We start from the raw sequence: 17,782 nt of genomic DNA on the forward strand, positions 1-17,782 counted from the left end.
ATACAACCCCGTTTCTGCCTGGATTAGAGACTTTTTTTTTACGTCGAACTCAGGTTTTATTAATGCTGATTCATCAACTACACCACCACGAGCAATATTAATTAGGTAGGCATGATTTGGGAGAGATCGCAATACAGATTCATCAATAAATTCTTTGGTTTCTGGAGTTAGTGGTGTCGCAATAACTACATAATCAACCCCTGGCAGGAGCGATCGCCATTCATCAGCACCCACGACTTTATCAAAATTTGGTAGCTCTTGGGGATGACGGCGACTGCCAATAATTCTTAAGCCGAAGGGTTTAGCACGGGCGGCGATTTCTTGACCAATACCACCAGCGCCAATAATTAGCAAGGTCGCATCTGTCAACTCTTGGATGGCAAAGCCTCTTTTCCAGTGACGTTCTGCCTGTAAAGCATATAATTCCTGTAGATGCTTGGCATGAGCCAGTATATAAGTGATTACAAATTCTGCGATCGGAATCCCATGCACTCCGGCCCCATTTGTGAGGATGATATCTCTTTCCAAATAAGTTGGTGTCAGGATGTGATTCACGCCTGCATTTGGTGCATGATGCCAACGCAGTGCAGGTGCTGCTTCTATTATTTTATGCAGCGTCGGACTTCTGGATAAAAACCAACTGAAATAAACTTCAGCATCGCTAGCATCCCCATCTAAATTTCCTTCAACATCTACTCTGACAACCTCTGTATCAGGCGGTAAATGAGGCTCAATGTCGGCAACGAGATCGAGCGGTAAAATCAGTTTCATGGTAGATAACCTCTTTCCTATTTACAGGACTATCTCTAGAAATTGCTTCTGTTTAACTAATAAATTAAGTACTATTTGCTACTAATACGAATTTTTCTAATTATTTTTAATATCTCAATTTGCGGGTTGTCTAACACCTCGCTCAGGGATATATTATTGTTGCCTTTGGTGTGTTTAAAGGTAATAATCATGGAATTTTAGATTTTAGATTGTTCCAAAGGATAAATCTACAAATATCGCCTACATAACTCGTAATTTGCTCTTTAATTACGAATTACGTTAGCGTTTGCGTAGCGTCTCCAAGAGTTGCGGTAGCGATAGCGCAGCGTAAAGCCTTCGGCATGGCTTCTCTACGAGACGCTATGCGTAGCTTGCTTCTCCGTAGGAGTACGCTTAGAGCGAGTCAGACGCTCCTACGTCGCTAACGCAACGCTTACGAGCGTCGGAACGAGCGTCATTACGAATTACAAATTATTAGGTTATGAAGCACTCGTTAGTTGTTTAGCAAATTTTTCATTGGTGACAATTTCGCTAACAGTACTCACGACTGGTGGCGTTAGCGGTGTAGGTTCACTCTGTAAAGGTAAGCGTGGAAATAATAATTCAGCAGTGCGATACGCTTCTTCTAAATGGGGATATCCAGAAAACACGAAAGTTTCTATGCCCAAATTGCGATATTCCAGCATCCTAGCAGCAACGGTGTCGGGATCTCCAACTAGGGCTGTACCAGCACCACCCCGCACCAATCCAATTCCTGTCCAGAGGTTGGGGCTAATCTCTAAGGTTTTTCGACTACCACTATGTAGTTGACTCATGCGCCGTTGTCCTTCAGAATCAGAGCTAGCCAAGTCTTTCTGAGCTTTTGCGATCGCATCCTCATCTACATACTTAATTAGCTCATTGGCAGCATCCCAAGCCGCAGATTCGGTTTCTCGCACAATTACATGCAAGCGAATCCCAAAACGGACTGTTCTACCTTGTTCAGCCGCCAGTCGCCGAACTTCGGCGATCTTTTGGGCTACTTGTTCTGGAGGTTCCCCCCAAGTCAGGTAAACATCTATATGTTTAGCAGCAACCCGCTTGGCAGCAGCAGATGAGCCACCAAACCATAAGGGTGGATAGGGTTTTTGAACTGGTGGAAATAGGAGTTTACCACCTTTGATATCCAGGTAGTTTCCTTTAAAATCCACTGTTTCCCCACTGACGATACCCCGCCAAACTGTGAGAAATTCATCGGTTAAATCATAGCGATCGTCATGACTAAGATGCAAGCCATCCCCAGCAAGTTGCACCGGATCTCCACCTGTCACCACATTAATCAACAATCTTCCTTTAGAAATCCGGTCAAATGTTGTTGCCATCCGTGCAGCAGCACCTGGAGAAGTAATTCCTGGACGAATTGCTACAAGAAATTTCATCTGCTTGGTGACAGAGATGAAAGCAGCAGCCGTAATCCAAGCATCTTCACAAGAATTCCCTGTGGGTAATAATGCGCCCGTATAGCCTAAATTATCCACAGCTTGGGCAATTTGCTGCAAATAATCAGGTGTAGCAACACGAGAGCCAATATCTGTGCCTAAATAGCGTCCGTCATGAGATCCAGTAGGAATAAACCAGAGAATTTGCATGTTTGTCAGGATATGAGAAACTTAAACACCGTTAATTTGACAGAGTTACCGTAGTTTTTATTAGTATTTTACAGGAAATTTTTTAAAAAACTAGTGTAGATTCACGATTCATCAGGAATAACTCTCTAAGGGACTTGCAATTAAAAAAATATCTAACTTGTAGGGTGCGTTAGCCAGAAGCACAACATACCGTAACAGATTAATATAGACGGTGCGTTAAGAAAGCAACGCCCCTACAAATTAAGATTGGATGATTTATTTTTTGGTAGTACCTAATAATTTATAGCTGTTCCTATTCAGATGCGGTATAACGTTATATCGCCAGGTGCAGGGGCACGGCAGCCCCCATTGGTGTCAGCTTAACCTAAAAGCTGTGTCCCACAGGCGTTTTCCCCCCTTAATCCCCCCGTTTATTGGGGGGAAACAAGAAATTTAGTTCCCTCCCCTTGACAAGGAGAGGGTTAGGGTGGGGTGACGCGGATCGTGATGGGAAGCCAGAGAACTGAATATCACGTCTTGACAAGGGTTTCACGTTAAGTTAACACGTATGGACACTGCCGTACCTTTCCGAAAAAAGCTGTAGAAAGCCTTAAAGAATCAGATTCAGATTACATAAATCCAAAGAACAAATAATAAATTATTGGAATGAGACTTGAATCTTGCTAGGTATACTGAGAACGAAACCTTGATAATGACAAGCAGTCTGTTAGCTTGGCTGTTCAAAATTTAAACGAGATTCTTAGATGCTACCAAAGTATTCATTGATTGTTCCAATTTATAACGAAGAAGAAATTATTCCTGAACTATATCGCAGACTGAGTGCAGTAATGAATCGGCTCGATGGTGTTGTCGAATTAATTTTAATCAATGATGGTAGCCGCGATCGCTCCCTACAACTACTGCGAGAACTCCATCAAAAAGACCCACGCATTTGCTATCTAAGCTTTGCTCGTAACTTTGGTCATCAAATAGCAGTTACGGCTGGTCTTAATTTTGTCCGGGGTCAAGTTATCATCATCCTTGATGCTGACTTACAAGATCCGCCAGAACTAATCCCCGACATGATTGAAAAATGGCGACAGGGCTATCAAGTCGTCTACGCTCAACGCACTCAACGCCTCAAGGAAAGATGGTTTAAACGTTTTACTGCCTACTTCTTTTATCGCATCCTTAAGAAGCTTGCAGATGTAGAGATTCCTACTGATACTGGTGATTTTTGTTTAATAGATCGGCAGATCGTAGATATTCTCAATTCTATGCCAGAACGCACCCGTTATATCCGTGGTCTGCGTTCTTGGGTTGGCTTTGAGCAAACAGCAATTCGGTTCGAGCGCTACCCCCGCTTTGCTGGGGAAGTTAAATATACTTTTAGCAAATCCTTGGCGCTTGCCATCAATGGTCTAGTATCCTTTTCAATAGTGCCATTACGTTTATCAACCTACTTAGGGTTAGTAGCGGCGGCGGCGGCCATCTTCATGGCTTTATTAGTCTTGTATTGGCGGCTTTTTGTCCCCCATTCGCCTTTAACCGGGTTTACGATTATTTTGATGGCAATCTTCTTTCTCGGATCTGTGCAGTTAGTAAGTGTTGGCATCTTAGGCGAATATATAGGGCGCATCTATGAAGAAGTTAAAGCCAGGCCCCTTTATACTTTGGCAGAGGTAGGTGGTTTTTATCACAAATCCTCCAACTCAACGCGCAATTCTGACAAACTGGATAATTTAGAAGATCCTACTATTCAAAATCTAGACAAGTATTAACCTAAGAAAGGCAGAGGACAGTTCTTGCTGGAGACAGCAGGGGTAACAGCCTGTATAGCCCAAATTATCTACAGCTTGGGCGATTTGTTGCTTTTCATTCATTTTTACTGACTATTTGCGGCTATTACCTAGGAGAAAGTAAGCGATCGCAGTTGCTAGAGTTAACTTAGCCAAGAATTTTGACATATTTTCGCCTTATGGAAAATTACTGGGTATTGCATTGTAGCAAGCTCTATGCAAAGATAATTCTACAAAAGTACGGTAAATCGATAGAAGTATCGTATTTAATTAACAATTGATGCTGTCAAAATATAGCTGATTACAAATTAGTGTTTTCAGTTAATGTTAATTGGCAAATAATAACTTGCATCCAAATCAAGCTTTAGTCAATGTCAGTAGCCATTGATTAACTTTGTACAGCATAACAAAAAAACGCCATTACGATGTCTCAGAAGTATCAGTTTATATAGCATGGGTTTGAGTTCTTCTTAAAAAAACAAAAGTCTTTTTTAAAGCAGTGATTGTGTCATCTAAGACGTTTTTGGGATTCTGTCAATCGTCAGAATTCATAGTTGGCTGCGAATTCTGGATTGTACATTCAACTGCTTAGTACTAATTTTGATCTTGTCAGTTGTACTTTTTCGCTAGCAAAACCTATGGTAATTTTATAATTCAATGTTTTATTAAAAACATTTGGATAAAGATTTTATCTTGGTTTTTCTGGGCAATTGACAGCTAGTTTATTCATTTTTTAGGTTGAGGAGTTAAGGAGTCATGTTGAATTTGCGCTGGAATTATAGATATATATTTTTCCTGCTTTCGTTGCTAGATATTCTAGCCATCCTGGTTTTTTATCCAGCCAAGAGTCAGGCTGAACTGCCTAAATCTGATGTATCTCCTACTGAAGTAGAAGATAACAAAGCTCCACAAGCAGTTGTCAATCAAACAGTAGACACTTCAATTGCACCAGTCACTCGTAAAAAAGCTCCAAATGATCTCCGAGAGCGAGTCACACCTGTTTCGCAATTGTTGCAAGTTGCACCACCAACTGACAAAAAAGCTCCAAAGAATTCTGCTGGACAAGTGACATCCGTCTCCCAATTGTCAGATGTTAAGCCGACAGATTGGGCATTTCAAGCATTACAGTCTTTAGTTGAGCGCTACGGTGTAATTGCGGGATATACAGATAGCACATTTAAAGGCGATCGTTCCCTAACGCGCTATGAATTTGCAGCTGGGTTGAATGCAGCTTTAGATCGTCTCAATGAACTAATAGCGACTTCAACGGGAGATTTAGTCAAACGGGAAGACTTGGATACCATCAAAAAACTACAAGAACAATTTTCTCCAGAACTGGCTCAACTTCGGGGACGCGTAGATACCTTGGAAGCGCGAACTGCGGAGTTAGAAGCAACTAAGTTTGCGACCACAACCAAACTTATAGGTCGATCTCAGATTGTCCTTGGCGAACTTATAGCAGGCAATAACGTCGTCACTAAAAGACCAGCACCTCACAATGCCACACTTCAAGGCGTAACTACTTTAAGGTTAAACACCAGTTTTAACGGTAAAGATTCACTAGCTCTGACACTAGGAGGTGGAAATCTTGAATCATTGGGACAAGCACCACCTACTCCGCTAAATCCAACAGGTGGATTATTGGGAACTTATGAGGGAAGAACTGCTGATAACTCCAGTATTACTTTTGCACGCAATCAGATTATTCTCAGTGGTCTTCGCTATCGGTTTCTACCTTTTCCAAATACTCAAGTTAACATTTATCCCTTGTCCGATGGAGCTAGTGAGATAGGCCTTTCTGGCCCGATTAACCCATATTTTGAATCGTCTCTTGCGACTGGTGCTAATGGGATTTCACGATTTTCACGGCGGTCTTTGGTTTATAACTATGGAGATAGCGGGCCCGGAATTGCCATACTTCAGGGATTAGGCAAACAGCTTCAATTCGGGATAGCGTACAGCGCACCAAACGGTAACAATCCCACACCTAATAATGGCTTATTTAAAGGCAGGTATTTAGCTTTAGCACAGTTAATATACTACTCTTCTAATCGGAATTTTCGAGTGGCAGCAACTTACGTTAATACCTATAGCCCACCAAATACTATAGGTTTTAGTGGAACAAATTTCGGCCCAGCAGACGGGAGTAACTTGGTAAACAGCACCGTGGCGGGAGCGGCAACTATAGGCAACCTTTATGGTCTACAAGCGTTTTATCAAGTTAATCCCAAGCTTGCAATCAATGCGTGGGTAAGTTATGCAGCACACCGCTATGTGGGGCGCGGAGATGGCGAAGCTATGGATTGGGCTGTAGGACTGGCATTCCCGGATCTTTTTAGTGAAGGTGCTCTAGGGGGGGTTTTAGTTGGTATGGAGCCGAGAATGATCAGTCTTAGTAATAATGTAGATTTGGGAAAAGGTCTAGGACAATCGGACAGAGATCTTTCTCTGCACGTTGAGGCATTCTACCAATATAAAATCGGAGATCATATTGAGGTGACGCCAGGTTTGATCTGGATTACTGCACCTGATTCGGATGCCAGCAATCCTGATAGTTTATTTGCTTGGATTCGTACTGTCTTTAGGTTTTAACCTTTGCCACTCCCCGGACTGAATAAAAATTTTTACATTTGTTTAATTAAAAGTCCGGGGATTCTTGAGTCTTAAGGGAGCGGCTTAACTCACAAGTAGAGACACGTTAGCTTTTTAGATGCACAAAATCATCTAAAAAGCAAGCATATTTGGAGAGTTAAGAAAAGTTATTTTACATAACTTGACGTTTGAATTTGTTTCCTAAAATACTTGCTTTTTGTCGAAAACTGTGAAAAGCTTTGTGTTATGTGCGAAACTACGGTTTGCCGATCAAGTTAAAGTAGTAGTTGACTATCAATCTGGTAGCAACTTGTCTTAAGGAGCCACAATTTAAGGTTACCAAACTATCGATTCAGTAATTAAAAACCTAACCTCCAGCCCACTTCTCTTGTAGGCGAGGGGTTATTCCAAAATTACTAAATTGGTGTTGTGGTAAGTCGTCAAGTAGGTAGGCAAACAGATTTGTGAGATGGTGTGGAGCATCGATGGGGTGAAGACTTGATGCTTAAGACTTTATCGATGAGGGGAAATTGTAAATGCTGAAGACGTTAACAACCGATTTTGAACTCGACTTAGAAAGCGATGTGCTTGTGATTGGAGGTGGGCCATCTGGAACTTGGGCGGCTTGGAGTGCTGCATCAAGTGGAGCTAGGGTGATTCTCGTAGACAAAGGGTATTGTGGAACAACTGGATGCGCTGCTGCATCTGGCAATGGTGTGTGGTACGTGCCACCCGATCCCGAAGCAAGAGAAACAGCAAAGGCAAGTCGGGAATCGTTGGGTGGGTTTTTATCCGATCGCAACTGGATGGATCGGGTACTGAATCAGACTTATGTCAACGTTAATCAGTTAGCAGAATGGGGTTATCCCTTCCCTACCGACGATGAAGGTAAACCTTATCGGCGCTCGCTGCAAGGGCCGGAGTATATGCGCCTGATGCGGCGACAAATCCAACGGGCAGGAGTCAAAATTTTAGACAACAGCCCCGCCTTAGAACTACTGGTAGATGACGATGGTGCTGTTGCTGGTGCAACAGGTGTGAACCGTCAAACTGGTGAGAAATGGGTAGTGCGATCGCAGTCCACAATTATTGCAACTGGTGGCTGTGCGTTTCTCAGTAAAGCGTTAGGATGCAACGTCCTGACGGGGGATGGTTATTTAATGGCGGCAGAAGCTGGTGCTGAGATGTCGGGTATGGAATTTTCCAATGCTTACGGCATCTCTCCCGCCTTTTCTTCAGTTACCAAAACCCTATTTTATAATTGGGCAACCTTCACCTACGAAGATGGTAGTGTGATTCCGGGAGCAAGTTCTCATAGACGTTCAGTAATTGCCCAGACATTACTGCAACAGCCTGTTTACGCCATCATAGATAAAGCGGCGGAATCAATGCGGGCATCTATGCGTTTAGCACAGCCTAACTTCTTTTTACCCTTTGATCGTGCAGGCATTGATCCCTTTACGCAACGTTTCCCTGTGACTCTGCGCCTAGAGGGAACTGTGCGCGGTACGGGAGGAATTCGGATTGTAGATGAGAGTTGTGCCAGTTCTGTGCGGGGACTCTATGCAGCAGGAGATGCTGCTACACGCGAACTGATTTGTGGCGGATTTACTGGCGGTGGTAGCCACAATGCAGCTTGGGCAATATCTTCTGGCTATTGGTCGGGAAAATCGGCTGCTGAATATAGCCGCAGTTTGGGGGAACAGAAAACTCAACGACTAGTTTTGGGTGTTGGAGAGGTAGTATTACAGAGTGGGAGCGATCGCTCTCAAACCTTGGCAACTGATGAAGTAATTCAGGCAGTCCAAGCTGAAGTATTTCCTTACGAAAAGAACTATTTCCGTACAGAACAAGGCTTAACCGAGTCTTTGGGTAGGCTAAATTACCTTTGGCAAGAACTCCGCAGTAGCCACGTAAGGTCAGATAAAGAGCTGATCCGGGCGCGAGAAGCTGCGGCAATGGTAGCCACAGCCCGGTGGATGTACAGCAGCGCCATTGAACGTAAAGAAACTCGTGGTATGCACAAACATTTGGATTATCCAGAACTTGATCCTAACCAGCAACATCACCTGATTAGCGGTGGATTAGATCAAGTCTGGGTAAAAACTCAGCCTTTGCTGAATGCAGAAGATATTTTCCAATCCAAAATCCAAAATCTAAAATCCAAAATAGGAGCAGCAGTGTGATTGAGTTGGTCAGCGAGTCGCGATGCATAAAATGTAATATCTGCGTGAACATTTGTCCAACCAACGTGTTTGACAAAGTACCCGATGCGCCGCCAACCATTGCTCGACAGAGTGACTGCCAAACTTGTTATATGTGCGAATTGTATTGTCCAGTTGACGCTCTTTATGTTGCACCAGAAAGCGATGTAACGACTTCAGTCAATGAGGCAGAATTGGCAGAAGTTGGGCTACTGGGTAGTTACCGTGAAAACATCGGTTGGGGACATAAACGCACTTCAACAGCAAAAGCCGATCAAACATTCCAAATTCTGAAGCAGATGAAATAGTACGGCAAAGAAAAGAGTCATGCTAGCGATGTCTGATGACAAGACGCAACTCTTGGAGACGCTTTGCGAATGCGTCTACGCAGTAGGAACAGGTTCTATGAATAAAAATCAACTTTCTTCCAGATTATCAACCTCAGTGGCTTGTGTCCTACTGCTACTAATTACAGGATGTAGCCAAGGCGAAACTAAATCTGCTCAATCCATTGAGGCTATTAATGCCAATAGTACTGTTGCTGCATCTAACAACATTTCTACCCTACGTATAGGTTATGTAGGTAGTTCAGAACCGACCGGGCCACTTGGTTGGGCAAAGAAAAAGGGAATATTAGAGCGTGAGTTGCAAAAAGCGGGATTTAAAAACATTACTTTTGCGCGATTTCCTAACGGGCCGGATCTAAATGAGGCGCTTGTCGCAGGACAATTAGATGTTGGCTCTTTAGGGGATACACCAGCCATCGTTTTGAGAGCGAGGGGTCAGGAAACTCGATTATTGCGGATTACTCAATTTAATACGACCGCCTGGTTAGTAGCGAAAAAGAATGGCCCGCGATCGCTTGCTGAACTTAAAGGTCAAACAATAGCTACCCAAAAAGGCTCTTATATGCATCGATACCTGCTGGGTCTGTTAGCTGAAGCTAAAATTGCCAAGGATGTAAAAGTTGTCCACTTGATGACTACTGAGGCAAAAGGGGCTTTAGAACGTGGTGATGTAGCAGCTTATGCAACTTCAAGCGATTTAGGGCCTTTTCTGAAATCACAAGGGTTTCCAGTGATTGATTCTTCTGCAAATCATAAGGGTCTGTCAGGGACATCATTAGTTGTAGCAACCGAAAGCTTTCTAGCGAAACAGCCTGATTTTCCACACAGATTTAATGCAATTCTCACAGAAGCAGCCAAGGATTTAAAAGCTAATTCTGAAGAATATTATCAGTACCACGCTCAAATTACTAAATATCCCATCAATATCATTAAAATATCATTCCCACTCAAACAAGTATCAGAAGAACCCTTACCAGCCGAGGGTGTGCAGCTTTTAGAGGGGACAAAGAAATTTTTAGTTTCGCAGGGTTTAGCAAAGTCGGACTTTAAATTAACCGATTGGGCTGTTAAAGAAAAATAGGGAATGGGGAATAGGGGAGTAAGGGGAGATGAGGAAGCAGGAATCAGTAACTTTTCTAAGCAAGAAAAACAGACTTTTGTAATTAAGTCTTTCAAAGGCTCAACTTCAAGGCTCAAAGGCTCAACTTCCAGATTCAAAGGCTTTTTGCTTCCTCTTGGCTCCTGCCTCTTGACCAATCCATTTAAAAATTCAGGTAATAATGCTATGACTATTGCACTAGACCGTCCAAAAAAAACCAAGTCTGCTCAAATTCGGGAAAAGCTGGGTTATCCGATCATTGATACTGATGTACATACCCAAGAGTTTCCCCCAGCATTCTTGGACTATTTAGAGCAAGTTGCTGGAACTGCGATCACAGAACGTTTTCAAGAACACTTACCCGGTGCATCTCGCTCTAAATGGTTTAAGCAATCTTGGGATGAACGCCGCACTTACCGCACCGCCCGTCCTCCTTTCTGGACTCGTCCCACGAACGACGCTTTAAATTTAGCTACCATTAGTTTGCCAAAGTTGCTGCACGAACGCTTACAAGAAGCTGGTACAGACTTTGCTGTTGTGTATCCTAACTTGGCAACGATGGCACCACACATCGGCAATGAAGAGATGCGGCGGGCTGTTTGCCGTACAGCTAACACTTACCATGCTGATATTTTCCGTCCTTATAGCGATCGCTTAACACCAATTGCCGCTATTCCCATGCATACGCCCGAAGAGGCGATCGCAGAATTGGAATATGCCGTGAAAGTGCTGGGACTCAAAGCAATTCAAATCCCCGGACATATCCGCCGCCCCATTCCTGCCTTCGAGAAGTATGGCGAAGAAGTAGCCAATGAAGCTATCTGGATTGATACCTTTGGCTTGGATAGTAAATATGATTACGATCCCTTCTGGGCAAAGTGCGTAGAACTGAAAGTTGTACCCACCACCCACTCTTCCGGTATGGGCTGGATAAATCGGCGTTCCATTAGCAATTACCAATACAACCATATTGGTCACTTTGCATCGGCTGGGGAAGCACTATGTAAATCTCTGTTCTTTGGTGGTGTAACTCACCGCTTCCCTACACTCAAGTTTGCCTTTTTAGAAGGAGGTTCAGCTTGGGGTGCTAGTTTGTATACCGATTTGATTTGGCATTGGTATACCCGCAATAAAGACCATTTGGTAGAAAATAACAATCCCGCCAATGTTAATTATGAAGAACTGCTAGAATTTTATACCCGCTATGGTGGTGAACTAGTACATGGTCGTTTGGATCAACTAGGCAGTGGTTTAGGTTTCCACGCTGACTTAGTATCTCCCTTAGAACCAGGTGATTTGGATGAATTCGCCTTAGCAGGAGTTACCAAGCCAGAGGATATCCGCGATCGCTTCTTGAATCATTTCTACTTCGGTACAGAATCAGATGATACCCGTGTAGCTCAAGCTTTTAATCGCAAAGCTAATCCTTATGGCGACCGTGTTAAAGCCTTTTTAGGTTCCGATTCTGGTCACTGGGATGTACCTGATATTACTGCGATCGCTGCTAATACATATTCAATGGTAGAACGCAAGATTATCAGCGAAGAAGATTTGCACTATTTCCTGTCAATTCATCCCTTGGAGTTGTATACCAGCCTCAATCGTGACTTCTTCAAAGGTACGGCTGTCGAGAAAACAGCAGATGAATTTTTGGCTGGGAAATCAAGGTAAGAGACGCGATAAATCGCCGTCTCTACAAAGGATTGATTCTTGACGGCGATAAATCGCGTCTTTGGCAATCCCCATAAACAATTTGAATAATTTAGGGTAAACTATCATGACGATTGCTCTAGACCGCCCACAAAAAACCAAGTCTGCTCAAATTCGGGAAAAACTTGGTTATCCGATCATTGACACCGATGTACATACTCAAGAATTTGAACCAGCAGTCTTGGATTATTTAGAGCAAGTTGGTGGAACTGCACTTGTCGAACGTTTCAAAGAGAATTTACCAGGATCTTCTCGCTTTAAGTGGTATAAGCAAACTTGGGAAGAACGTTTTGCTTATCGCTCCAATCGCCCTAACTGGTGGGGTCGTCCCACAAAAAATACTTTGAATTTGGCTACCATTAGTTTGCCCAAGTTGCTGCACGAACGCTTGGAAGAAGCAGGTACAGACTTTGCCGTGGTGTACCCCAACTTGGCAACGATGGCTCCGAATATCGGCAATGAAGAAATGCGGCGGGCTGTTTGTCGCGCAGTTAACACCTATCATGCTGATATTTTCCGCCCTTATTCTGACCGATTAACACCCATTGCCGCCATTCCCCTGCATACTCCTGAAGAAGGGATTGAAGAGTTGGAATATGCGGTGAATGTTTTGGGACTCAAAGCAATTCAAATCCCCGGTTATGTTCGTCGTCCAATTCCTGCTTTTGAAAAGTATGGCAAAGAAGTAGCCAACGAAGTGGTTTGGATTGATAACTTTGGCTTAGATAGCGAGTATGATTACGATCCATTCTGGGCTAAATGCGTAGAACTGAAAGTTGTACCCACAACTCACGCTTCTAGCCAAGGTTGGACAACTCAGCGTTCTGTTACCAATGCCCAGTATAATCACATTAATCACTTTGCCTTTGCGGCGGAAGCATTATGCAAATCGCTGTTTTTTGGTGGAGTTACCCGCCGCTTCCCAGAATTAAAGTTTGCCTTCTTAGAAGGTGGTTCAGCTTGGGGTGCTAGTCTATACGCTGATATTATTTGGCACTGGGAAACCCGTAACAAACAACATTTGTTGTCAAATAACAATCCTGCCATTATCGACAAGGAAGCACTAGTAGAGTTGTATACCCGCTACGGTGGCGAACTTGTAGATGGACGCTTAGACCAGATTGGTGATGGTTTAGGATTCCACCATCAACTATTGGCTCCAGAAAATCCAGGTGAACTCGATGAATTTGAACTAGCAGGAATTGAAAAGCCAGAAGATGTGCGCGATCGCTTCTTGAATCATTTCTACTTCGGTACAGAATCAGACGATACCCGTGTAAGCCAAGCTTTTAATCGTGCAGCTAATCCCTTTGGCGACAGAGTTAAAGCCTTCTTGGGTTCAGATTCTGGTCACTGGGATGTGCCAGATATCACCGCCGTTACTGCCAACGCCTACTCAATGGCAGAACACGAAATCATTACCGAAGAAGACCTCCGCTACTTCCTCTCAATCCACCCCTTGGAGTTGTACACCAGTCTTAATCAAGACTTCTTCAAGGGTACAGGTGTTGAGAAAGCCGCTAACGAATATTTAGCGGCTAAGAAATAATTCTCATTAGTCATTGGTCATTACCAAAGGACAAATGACTAATAACCAATGACAATTTTTTACAACGTTCCATGTTCCATTTCCTCTGTTCATTTGTAGCGTGGGCCTTGCCCACTCTACATTTCTCCTAAATTCTGCATTAGGAAAGGAGGTTTTGCCTCACATTCATAGAGCAACGAATTAGAAACTGGTTGTATTAATTGTATTTGCCTTAATTACGTTAGCGCAGCGTAAAGCCTTCTCTTCGAGAGGCAACGCCTTCGGCATAGCAACTCTTAGAGACGCTACGCGTAGCTTGCTTCTCCGTAGGAGTACGCTTAGAGCGAGTCAGACGCTCCTACGTCGCTAACGCTACGCTATCGAGCGTCATTACAAAATACTAAGGATGATTTCATTATGGTGTTAGATATTACAAAACCAAAGGATTACATTGACCTAGCAGCTTCTTTATCCAAGGAACTTGCTCAATCCGCAGTTGAAAGGGATGCCCAAGCCGGAGTTCCAGAAGAGGAAATTAATAAACTACGTGAAAGTGGACTGCTACCATTGATTGTGCCTAAGCAATATGGTGGAATTGGTGCAACTTGGATTGATGCTTTAAAAATTGTTAGAAAGCTATCAAAAGCAGATGGTTCAATTGGTCAGTTATATGGTAACCATCTCAATTTGACGGCTTTGGGTCACGTTTCTGGCACACCAGCCCAAAAGGAAAAATATTATAGAGAAACTGCTAAGAATAACTTATTTTGGGCAAATGCTATTAATACGCGAGATACTAGGCTGAAAATTAACCCAGAAGGCGAAAATTTTCGGGTTAATGGTGTTAAAAGCTTTGGTACTGGTATTTCTGTTGCAGATTACCGGGTATTCTCCGCTTTAGAAGATGGTGTAGAATTGCCCTTCATATTCATAATTCCCAAAGACAGGGAAGGGTTAGTTTCTAATCAAGATTGGGACAACATCGGGCAACGTCGCACTGATAGCAGTAGTTATACATTTAATAATGTTTTAGTGGGGAAAGATGAGATTTTAGGCCCATCCAATCCTTCTGATAGTGCCTTCTCAACTTTTCTTGGTATTATTGCCCAGCTAACAAAAACCAATGTTTATCTAGGAATTACTAAAGCAGCCTTCGCCGCCGCTCGTGAGTACACAAAAACTACTACTAAAGCGTGGATTACATCAGGGGTAGATAGTGCTACTCAAGACCCATATCTTCTACATCATTACGGAGACTTTTGGGTGGAAATCCAAGCTGCGATCGCTCTAGCCGACCAAGCAGCCGAGAAGGTGCAAGCAGCATGGGATAAGGATGTAGAACTAACTCATCAAGAGAGGGGAGAAGTAGCGATCGCAGTTTCTGCGTCCAAGGCATTAGCTACCCGTGTCGGTATAGATATTACCAACCGCATCTTTGAAGTTACGGGAACTCGCGCCACTGCAACTAAATATGGATTTGACCGTTATTGGCGAGATTTGCGAACCTTTACCCTGCACGATCCTGTGGACTACAAATTGCGAGCGATCGGCGATTGGGTACTCAACGAGCAGCTACCTGTCATTACCCAATATTCTTAGGGCATTGGGCATTGAACAATACAAAGTTTCACTCACAAATTTCAATCTTCCAGTAGCACGATATTGGAGTGGGATCTTCTCACTCCACTTCCTAAATTTTCCCTCCTAACTATTAAATTTTCATTTCCTCGAGTCGTTGCGGGGTGGGTAATACCCACCCATTCCCTAAAATCATAAATAAACTTTTTAAAATTAGAAAAAATATGTATTGGAGTTTTTAAATAACTTAATATAAAAGATTTTTTGTTTGTTACATAGCAATTAATCATCATTGTTCTAACCACCTAGAGGGAAATTAATAAAACAACTCATGGCAGCTTTAAAAGGAAAGTTTGAATTCAGAAAAAGCCAGAGAACAACACGTCGTTCCTTGTTGTTTGCTCTCGGTTACTGCTTAATGCTATCGACGACCCTATCAAGTTGTAGTGAAGCAAAAAATAACACTCAGCAGTCGGCAGCTTCCCCTGAATCGGTAGTTTCATCTAGCACTACAGAGAAGTCAACACAGAAGCAAGTAGTACGGATTGTACGTTCAAAACAACTTACCGCTCTGGCAGTTTTAGAAAAGCAGGGTTCCTTAGAAAAGCGATTAGAGCCTCTGGGTTATAAAGTACAGTGGCCTGAGTTTGCTGCTGGGCCACAACAGCTAGAAGCCATAAATGCAAATGGACTGGATATCGCATCTACAGCCGAATCGCCTCCTGTATTTTCACAAGCAGCAGGAGCGCCTCTTGTTTATCTAGCTACTACACGTCCCAGTGGTAAAGCTATTTCACTTTTAGTTCCTGTAAACTCTCCGATTAAAAGTGTTAGCGATTTGAAAGGCAAAAAAGTTGCTTTCCAGAAAGCCTCCATTGGTCACTACTTATTAGTTAAAGCATTAGAAGACGCGGGACTGAAACTGAGCGATGTCAAATCAGTTTTTCTAACGCCGTCAGACGCAAATGCGGCATTTAGTCAGAACAAGGTAGATGCTTGGTATATTTGGGAGCCATTCGCTACCAGAAATGTACAAAATAAAATAGCTCGTGTTTTAGCAGATGGTGGTAAGTTGCGGGATACTGGCAACTTTTACTCAACCTCACGCCAGTTTTATCAGGCTCATCCTGATGTAATTAAAGTGTTTCTAGAGGAGCTAGAAAAGGCAGAAATCTGGACTAAGGATCATCCCAAAGAAGTAGCACAACTGCTTGCTCCTGTAACTCAGCTAGATCCACCGACTCTGGAAATAATGCATAAGAAATATGACTATGGGCTGCTACCGATTACTGAGAAAACTATTACCAAGCAACAAGAGGTTGCAGATAAGTGGTACAGCTTAGGACTTATCCCCAAAAAAGTGAATGTTAGAGATGGGTTTTTGACGCCTGAAGAGTACGCCAAAATTACTCCCTCAGAGGTGTTAGCAAATAAGTAGTTATCCCAAGAATTAACTAAAATACAGGAGAATGTGATGCCGACCTTAACTTTGACAGAGGTTAAAATTAGGTCTATTGATGCTCCTTTGGGAGCCATAGTTACCAATCTTGATGCCAGTCAACCTATCGCACCTGAAGTCATATTAGAACTTAAGCAAGTTTTGCGCGATCGCCACATCTTAATTTTCAAAGACCAAAAGCTCTCTGATCAAGAACTTTTGAACTTCGCTTTATACTTTGGCGCACTCTTTGTACCATCTGATGAAACTCCGGTATTGGCTTCTAAACCAGGAGAAACTCCGGTGGTAATTCCGATTTCTAATGTCGATGGTGGCTACACCGGTACTGGAGAATTAACTTTCCATTCTGACCACAAATGGACTCCCACTCCATCTAGTGGTTCGCTTCTTTATGCTTTGGAAATACCAACTCATGGTGGAGATACTTATTGGTTAAATACTAATTTAGCCTATGAGGCATTAGATGAAACCACCAAAGAACGGATTGCAGATTTACAGTTAATTACCTACAACCCATTCTTACGAGACCGGAATGCACCCCGCTCTTTGTATCGTTTAGACAAAACTATTCCTTTAATCAGTCCAATCTTTCCCCATCCTTTAGTTAGGACACATCCAGAGAGTGGTAAAAAACATCTTTACTTAGATGCCGCTACAGAAGTGGAAATTGTCGGATTAGAGCCGGAAGAAGGATCTAAATTGGTTGAACAGTTACGTAAGCATTTAAATCAACCCAAGTTCTACTACCAACATAAATGGTCTATAGGTGATATTGTCTACTGGGATAATCAAGCTACCTTGCACTACCGTCAAGCATTTGATCCGAGTGAGCGAAGGGTCTTGAAACGGGTTAGCCTTGCAGGTAGTCGTCCATTTTAACCTCTATATCTGAAGTAGAGATGCAAGAAATTGCGTCTCTAAAAAGCTAGAATTATAAGTAAAATTTATCCCCCATATTTTTTAAACAGGACGATACAAAAGCTTGAATAATTAGATTGAATTCTTTTAAACTAACTATAGTAAACAATATATTATTCTTTTTTAAAAGTATAAATGTATTTATTATTTGTTCCCTAAAAAAACTATAT

The 17,782-nt window shown here is 42.7% G+C and carries 12 protein-coding genes; 10 read left to right on the top strand and 2 right to left on the bottom strand.

All coding sequences use genetic code 11. The annotated features are described in order from the left end of the window. Together ACFE90_RS23835 and ssuD are read right to left on the bottom strand one after the other, a co-directional pair. The coding region (locus ACFE90_RS23835) for a D-2-hydroxyacid dehydrogenase (RefSeq protein WP_375504945.1) at positions 1–771 on the bottom strand (771 nt) is incomplete at its 3' end. A 479-nt stretch (positions 772–1,250) separates the two neighbouring features. Next, entirely contained in the window at positions 1,251–2,399 is a 1,149-nt protein-coding gene (gene ssuD / locus ACFE90_RS23840; protein WP_375504947.1) for an FMNH2-dependent alkanesulfonate monooxygenase, read from the bottom strand. Between the two features lie 743 nt (positions 2,400–3,142). Between ssuD and ACFE90_RS23845 the strand changes: the two genes are divergently transcribed. The 10 genes from ACFE90_RS23845 to ACFE90_RS23890 all read left to right on the top strand — a co-directional run bounded on the left by ACFE90_RS23845 (position 3,143) and on the right by ACFE90_RS23890 (position 17,573). Beyond that, positions 3,143–4,159 carry a glycosyltransferase family 2 protein gene (locus ACFE90_RS23845; RefSeq protein WP_375504949.1) on the top strand — a complete coding sequence of 339 codons (1,017 nt, stop codon included), beginning with the start codon at positions 3,143–3,145 and terminating at the stop codon, positions 4,157–4,159. Between the two features lie 774 nt (positions 4,160–4,933). Next, a complete protein-coding gene (locus tag ACFE90_RS23850; protein WP_375504950.1) occupies positions 4,934–6,769 on the top strand; it encodes an iron uptake porin in 1,836 nt (611 codons plus the stop codon). A gap of 536 nt (positions 6,770–7,305) precedes the next feature. Next, the gene (locus ACFE90_RS23855; protein ID WP_375504951.1) at positions 7,306–8,955 is read left to right on the top strand and encodes an FAD-dependent oxidoreductase; all 1,650 of its coding nucleotides are present in this window, start codon (positions 7,306–7,308) and stop codon (positions 8,953–8,955) included. After that, positions 8,952–9,281 (top strand): ferredoxin family protein, encoded by a 330-nt coding sequence (locus ACFE90_RS23860; RefSeq protein ID WP_094345002.1) that lies wholly within the window; start codon positions 8,952–8,954, stop codon positions 9,279–9,281. Before ACFE90_RS23855 ends, ACFE90_RS23860 begins: the two co-directional genes overlap by 4 nt. A gap of 97 nt (positions 9,282–9,378) precedes the next feature. Then, complete coding sequence (locus ACFE90_RS23865; RefSeq protein WP_375504952.1) at positions 9,379–10,401, top strand: ABC transporter substrate-binding protein; 1,023 nt, start codon at positions 9,379–9,381, stop codon at positions 10,399–10,401. A gap of 204 nt (positions 10,402–10,605) precedes the next feature. Further along, entirely contained in the window at positions 10,606–12,090 is a 1,485-nt protein-coding gene (locus ACFE90_RS23870) for an amidohydrolase family protein (protein ID WP_375504953.1), read from the top strand. A gap of 106 nt (positions 12,091–12,196) precedes the next feature. Beyond that, positions 12,197–13,678 (top strand): amidohydrolase family protein, encoded by a 1,482-nt coding sequence (locus ACFE90_RS23875; protein ID WP_375504954.1) that lies wholly within the window; start codon positions 12,197–12,199, stop codon positions 13,676–13,678. A gap of 396 nt (positions 13,679–14,074) precedes the next feature. Beyond that, entirely contained in the window at positions 14,075–15,256 is a 1,182-nt protein-coding gene (locus ACFE90_RS23880; RefSeq protein WP_375504955.1) for an acyl-CoA dehydrogenase family protein, read from the top strand. 310 nt (positions 15,257–15,566) lie between these two features. Beyond that, complete coding sequence (locus ACFE90_RS23885) at positions 15,567–16,673, top strand: aliphatic sulfonate ABC transporter substrate-binding protein (RefSeq protein ID WP_375504956.1); 1,107 nt, start codon at positions 15,567–15,569, stop codon at positions 16,671–16,673. Positions 16,674–16,709: 36 nt separating this feature from the next. Then, a complete protein-coding gene (locus tag ACFE90_RS23890; protein WP_375504957.1) occupies positions 16,710–17,573 on the top strand; it encodes a TauD/TfdA dioxygenase family protein in 864 nt (287 codons plus the stop codon). Positions 17,574–17,782: the final 209 nt, after the last annotated feature.

It is taken from the genome of uncultured Nostoc sp., assembly GCF_964245445.1.
Classification (GTDB): Bacteria; Cyanobacteriota; Cyanobacteriia; order Cyanobacteriales; family Nostocaceae; genus Nostoc.

What these genes read in the sequence shown, in the direction of transcription:
- ssuD (WP_375504947.1), bottom strand. Translation starts at nt 2,399, where the DNA reads ATGCAAATTCTCTGGTTTATTCCTACTGGATCTCATGACGGACGCTAT.
- ACFE90_RS23845 (WP_375504949.1), top strand. Translation starts at nt 3,143, where the DNA reads ATGCTACCAAAGTATTCATTGATTGTTCCAATTTATAACGAAGAAGAA.
- ACFE90_RS23850 (WP_375504950.1), top strand. Translation starts at nt 4,934, where the DNA reads ATGTTGAATTTGCGCTGGAATTATAGATATATATTTTTCCTGCTTTCG.
- ACFE90_RS23855 (WP_375504951.1), top strand. Translation starts at nt 7,306, where the DNA reads ATGCTGAAGACGTTAACAACCGATTTTGAACTCGACTTAGAAAGCGAT.
- ACFE90_RS23865 (WP_375504952.1), top strand. Translation starts at nt 9,379, where the DNA reads ATGAATAAAAATCAACTTTCTTCCAGATTATCAACCTCAGTGGCTTGT.
- ACFE90_RS23870 (WP_375504953.1), top strand. Translation starts at nt 10,606, where the DNA reads ATGACTATTGCACTAGACCGTCCAAAAAAAACCAAGTCTGCTCAAATT.
- ACFE90_RS23875 (WP_375504954.1), top strand. Translation starts at nt 12,197, where the DNA reads ATGACGATTGCTCTAGACCGCCCACAAAAAACCAAGTCTGCTCAAATT.
- ACFE90_RS23880 (WP_375504955.1), top strand. Translation starts at nt 14,075, where the DNA reads ATGGTGTTAGATATTACAAAACCAAAGGATTACATTGACCTAGCAGCT.
- ACFE90_RS23885 (WP_375504956.1), top strand. Translation starts at nt 15,567, where the DNA reads ATGGCAGCTTTAAAAGGAAAGTTTGAATTCAGAAAAAGCCAGAGAACA.
- ACFE90_RS23890 (WP_375504957.1), top strand. Translation starts at nt 16,710, where the DNA reads ATGCCGACCTTAACTTTGACAGAGGTTAAAATTAGGTCTATTGATGCT.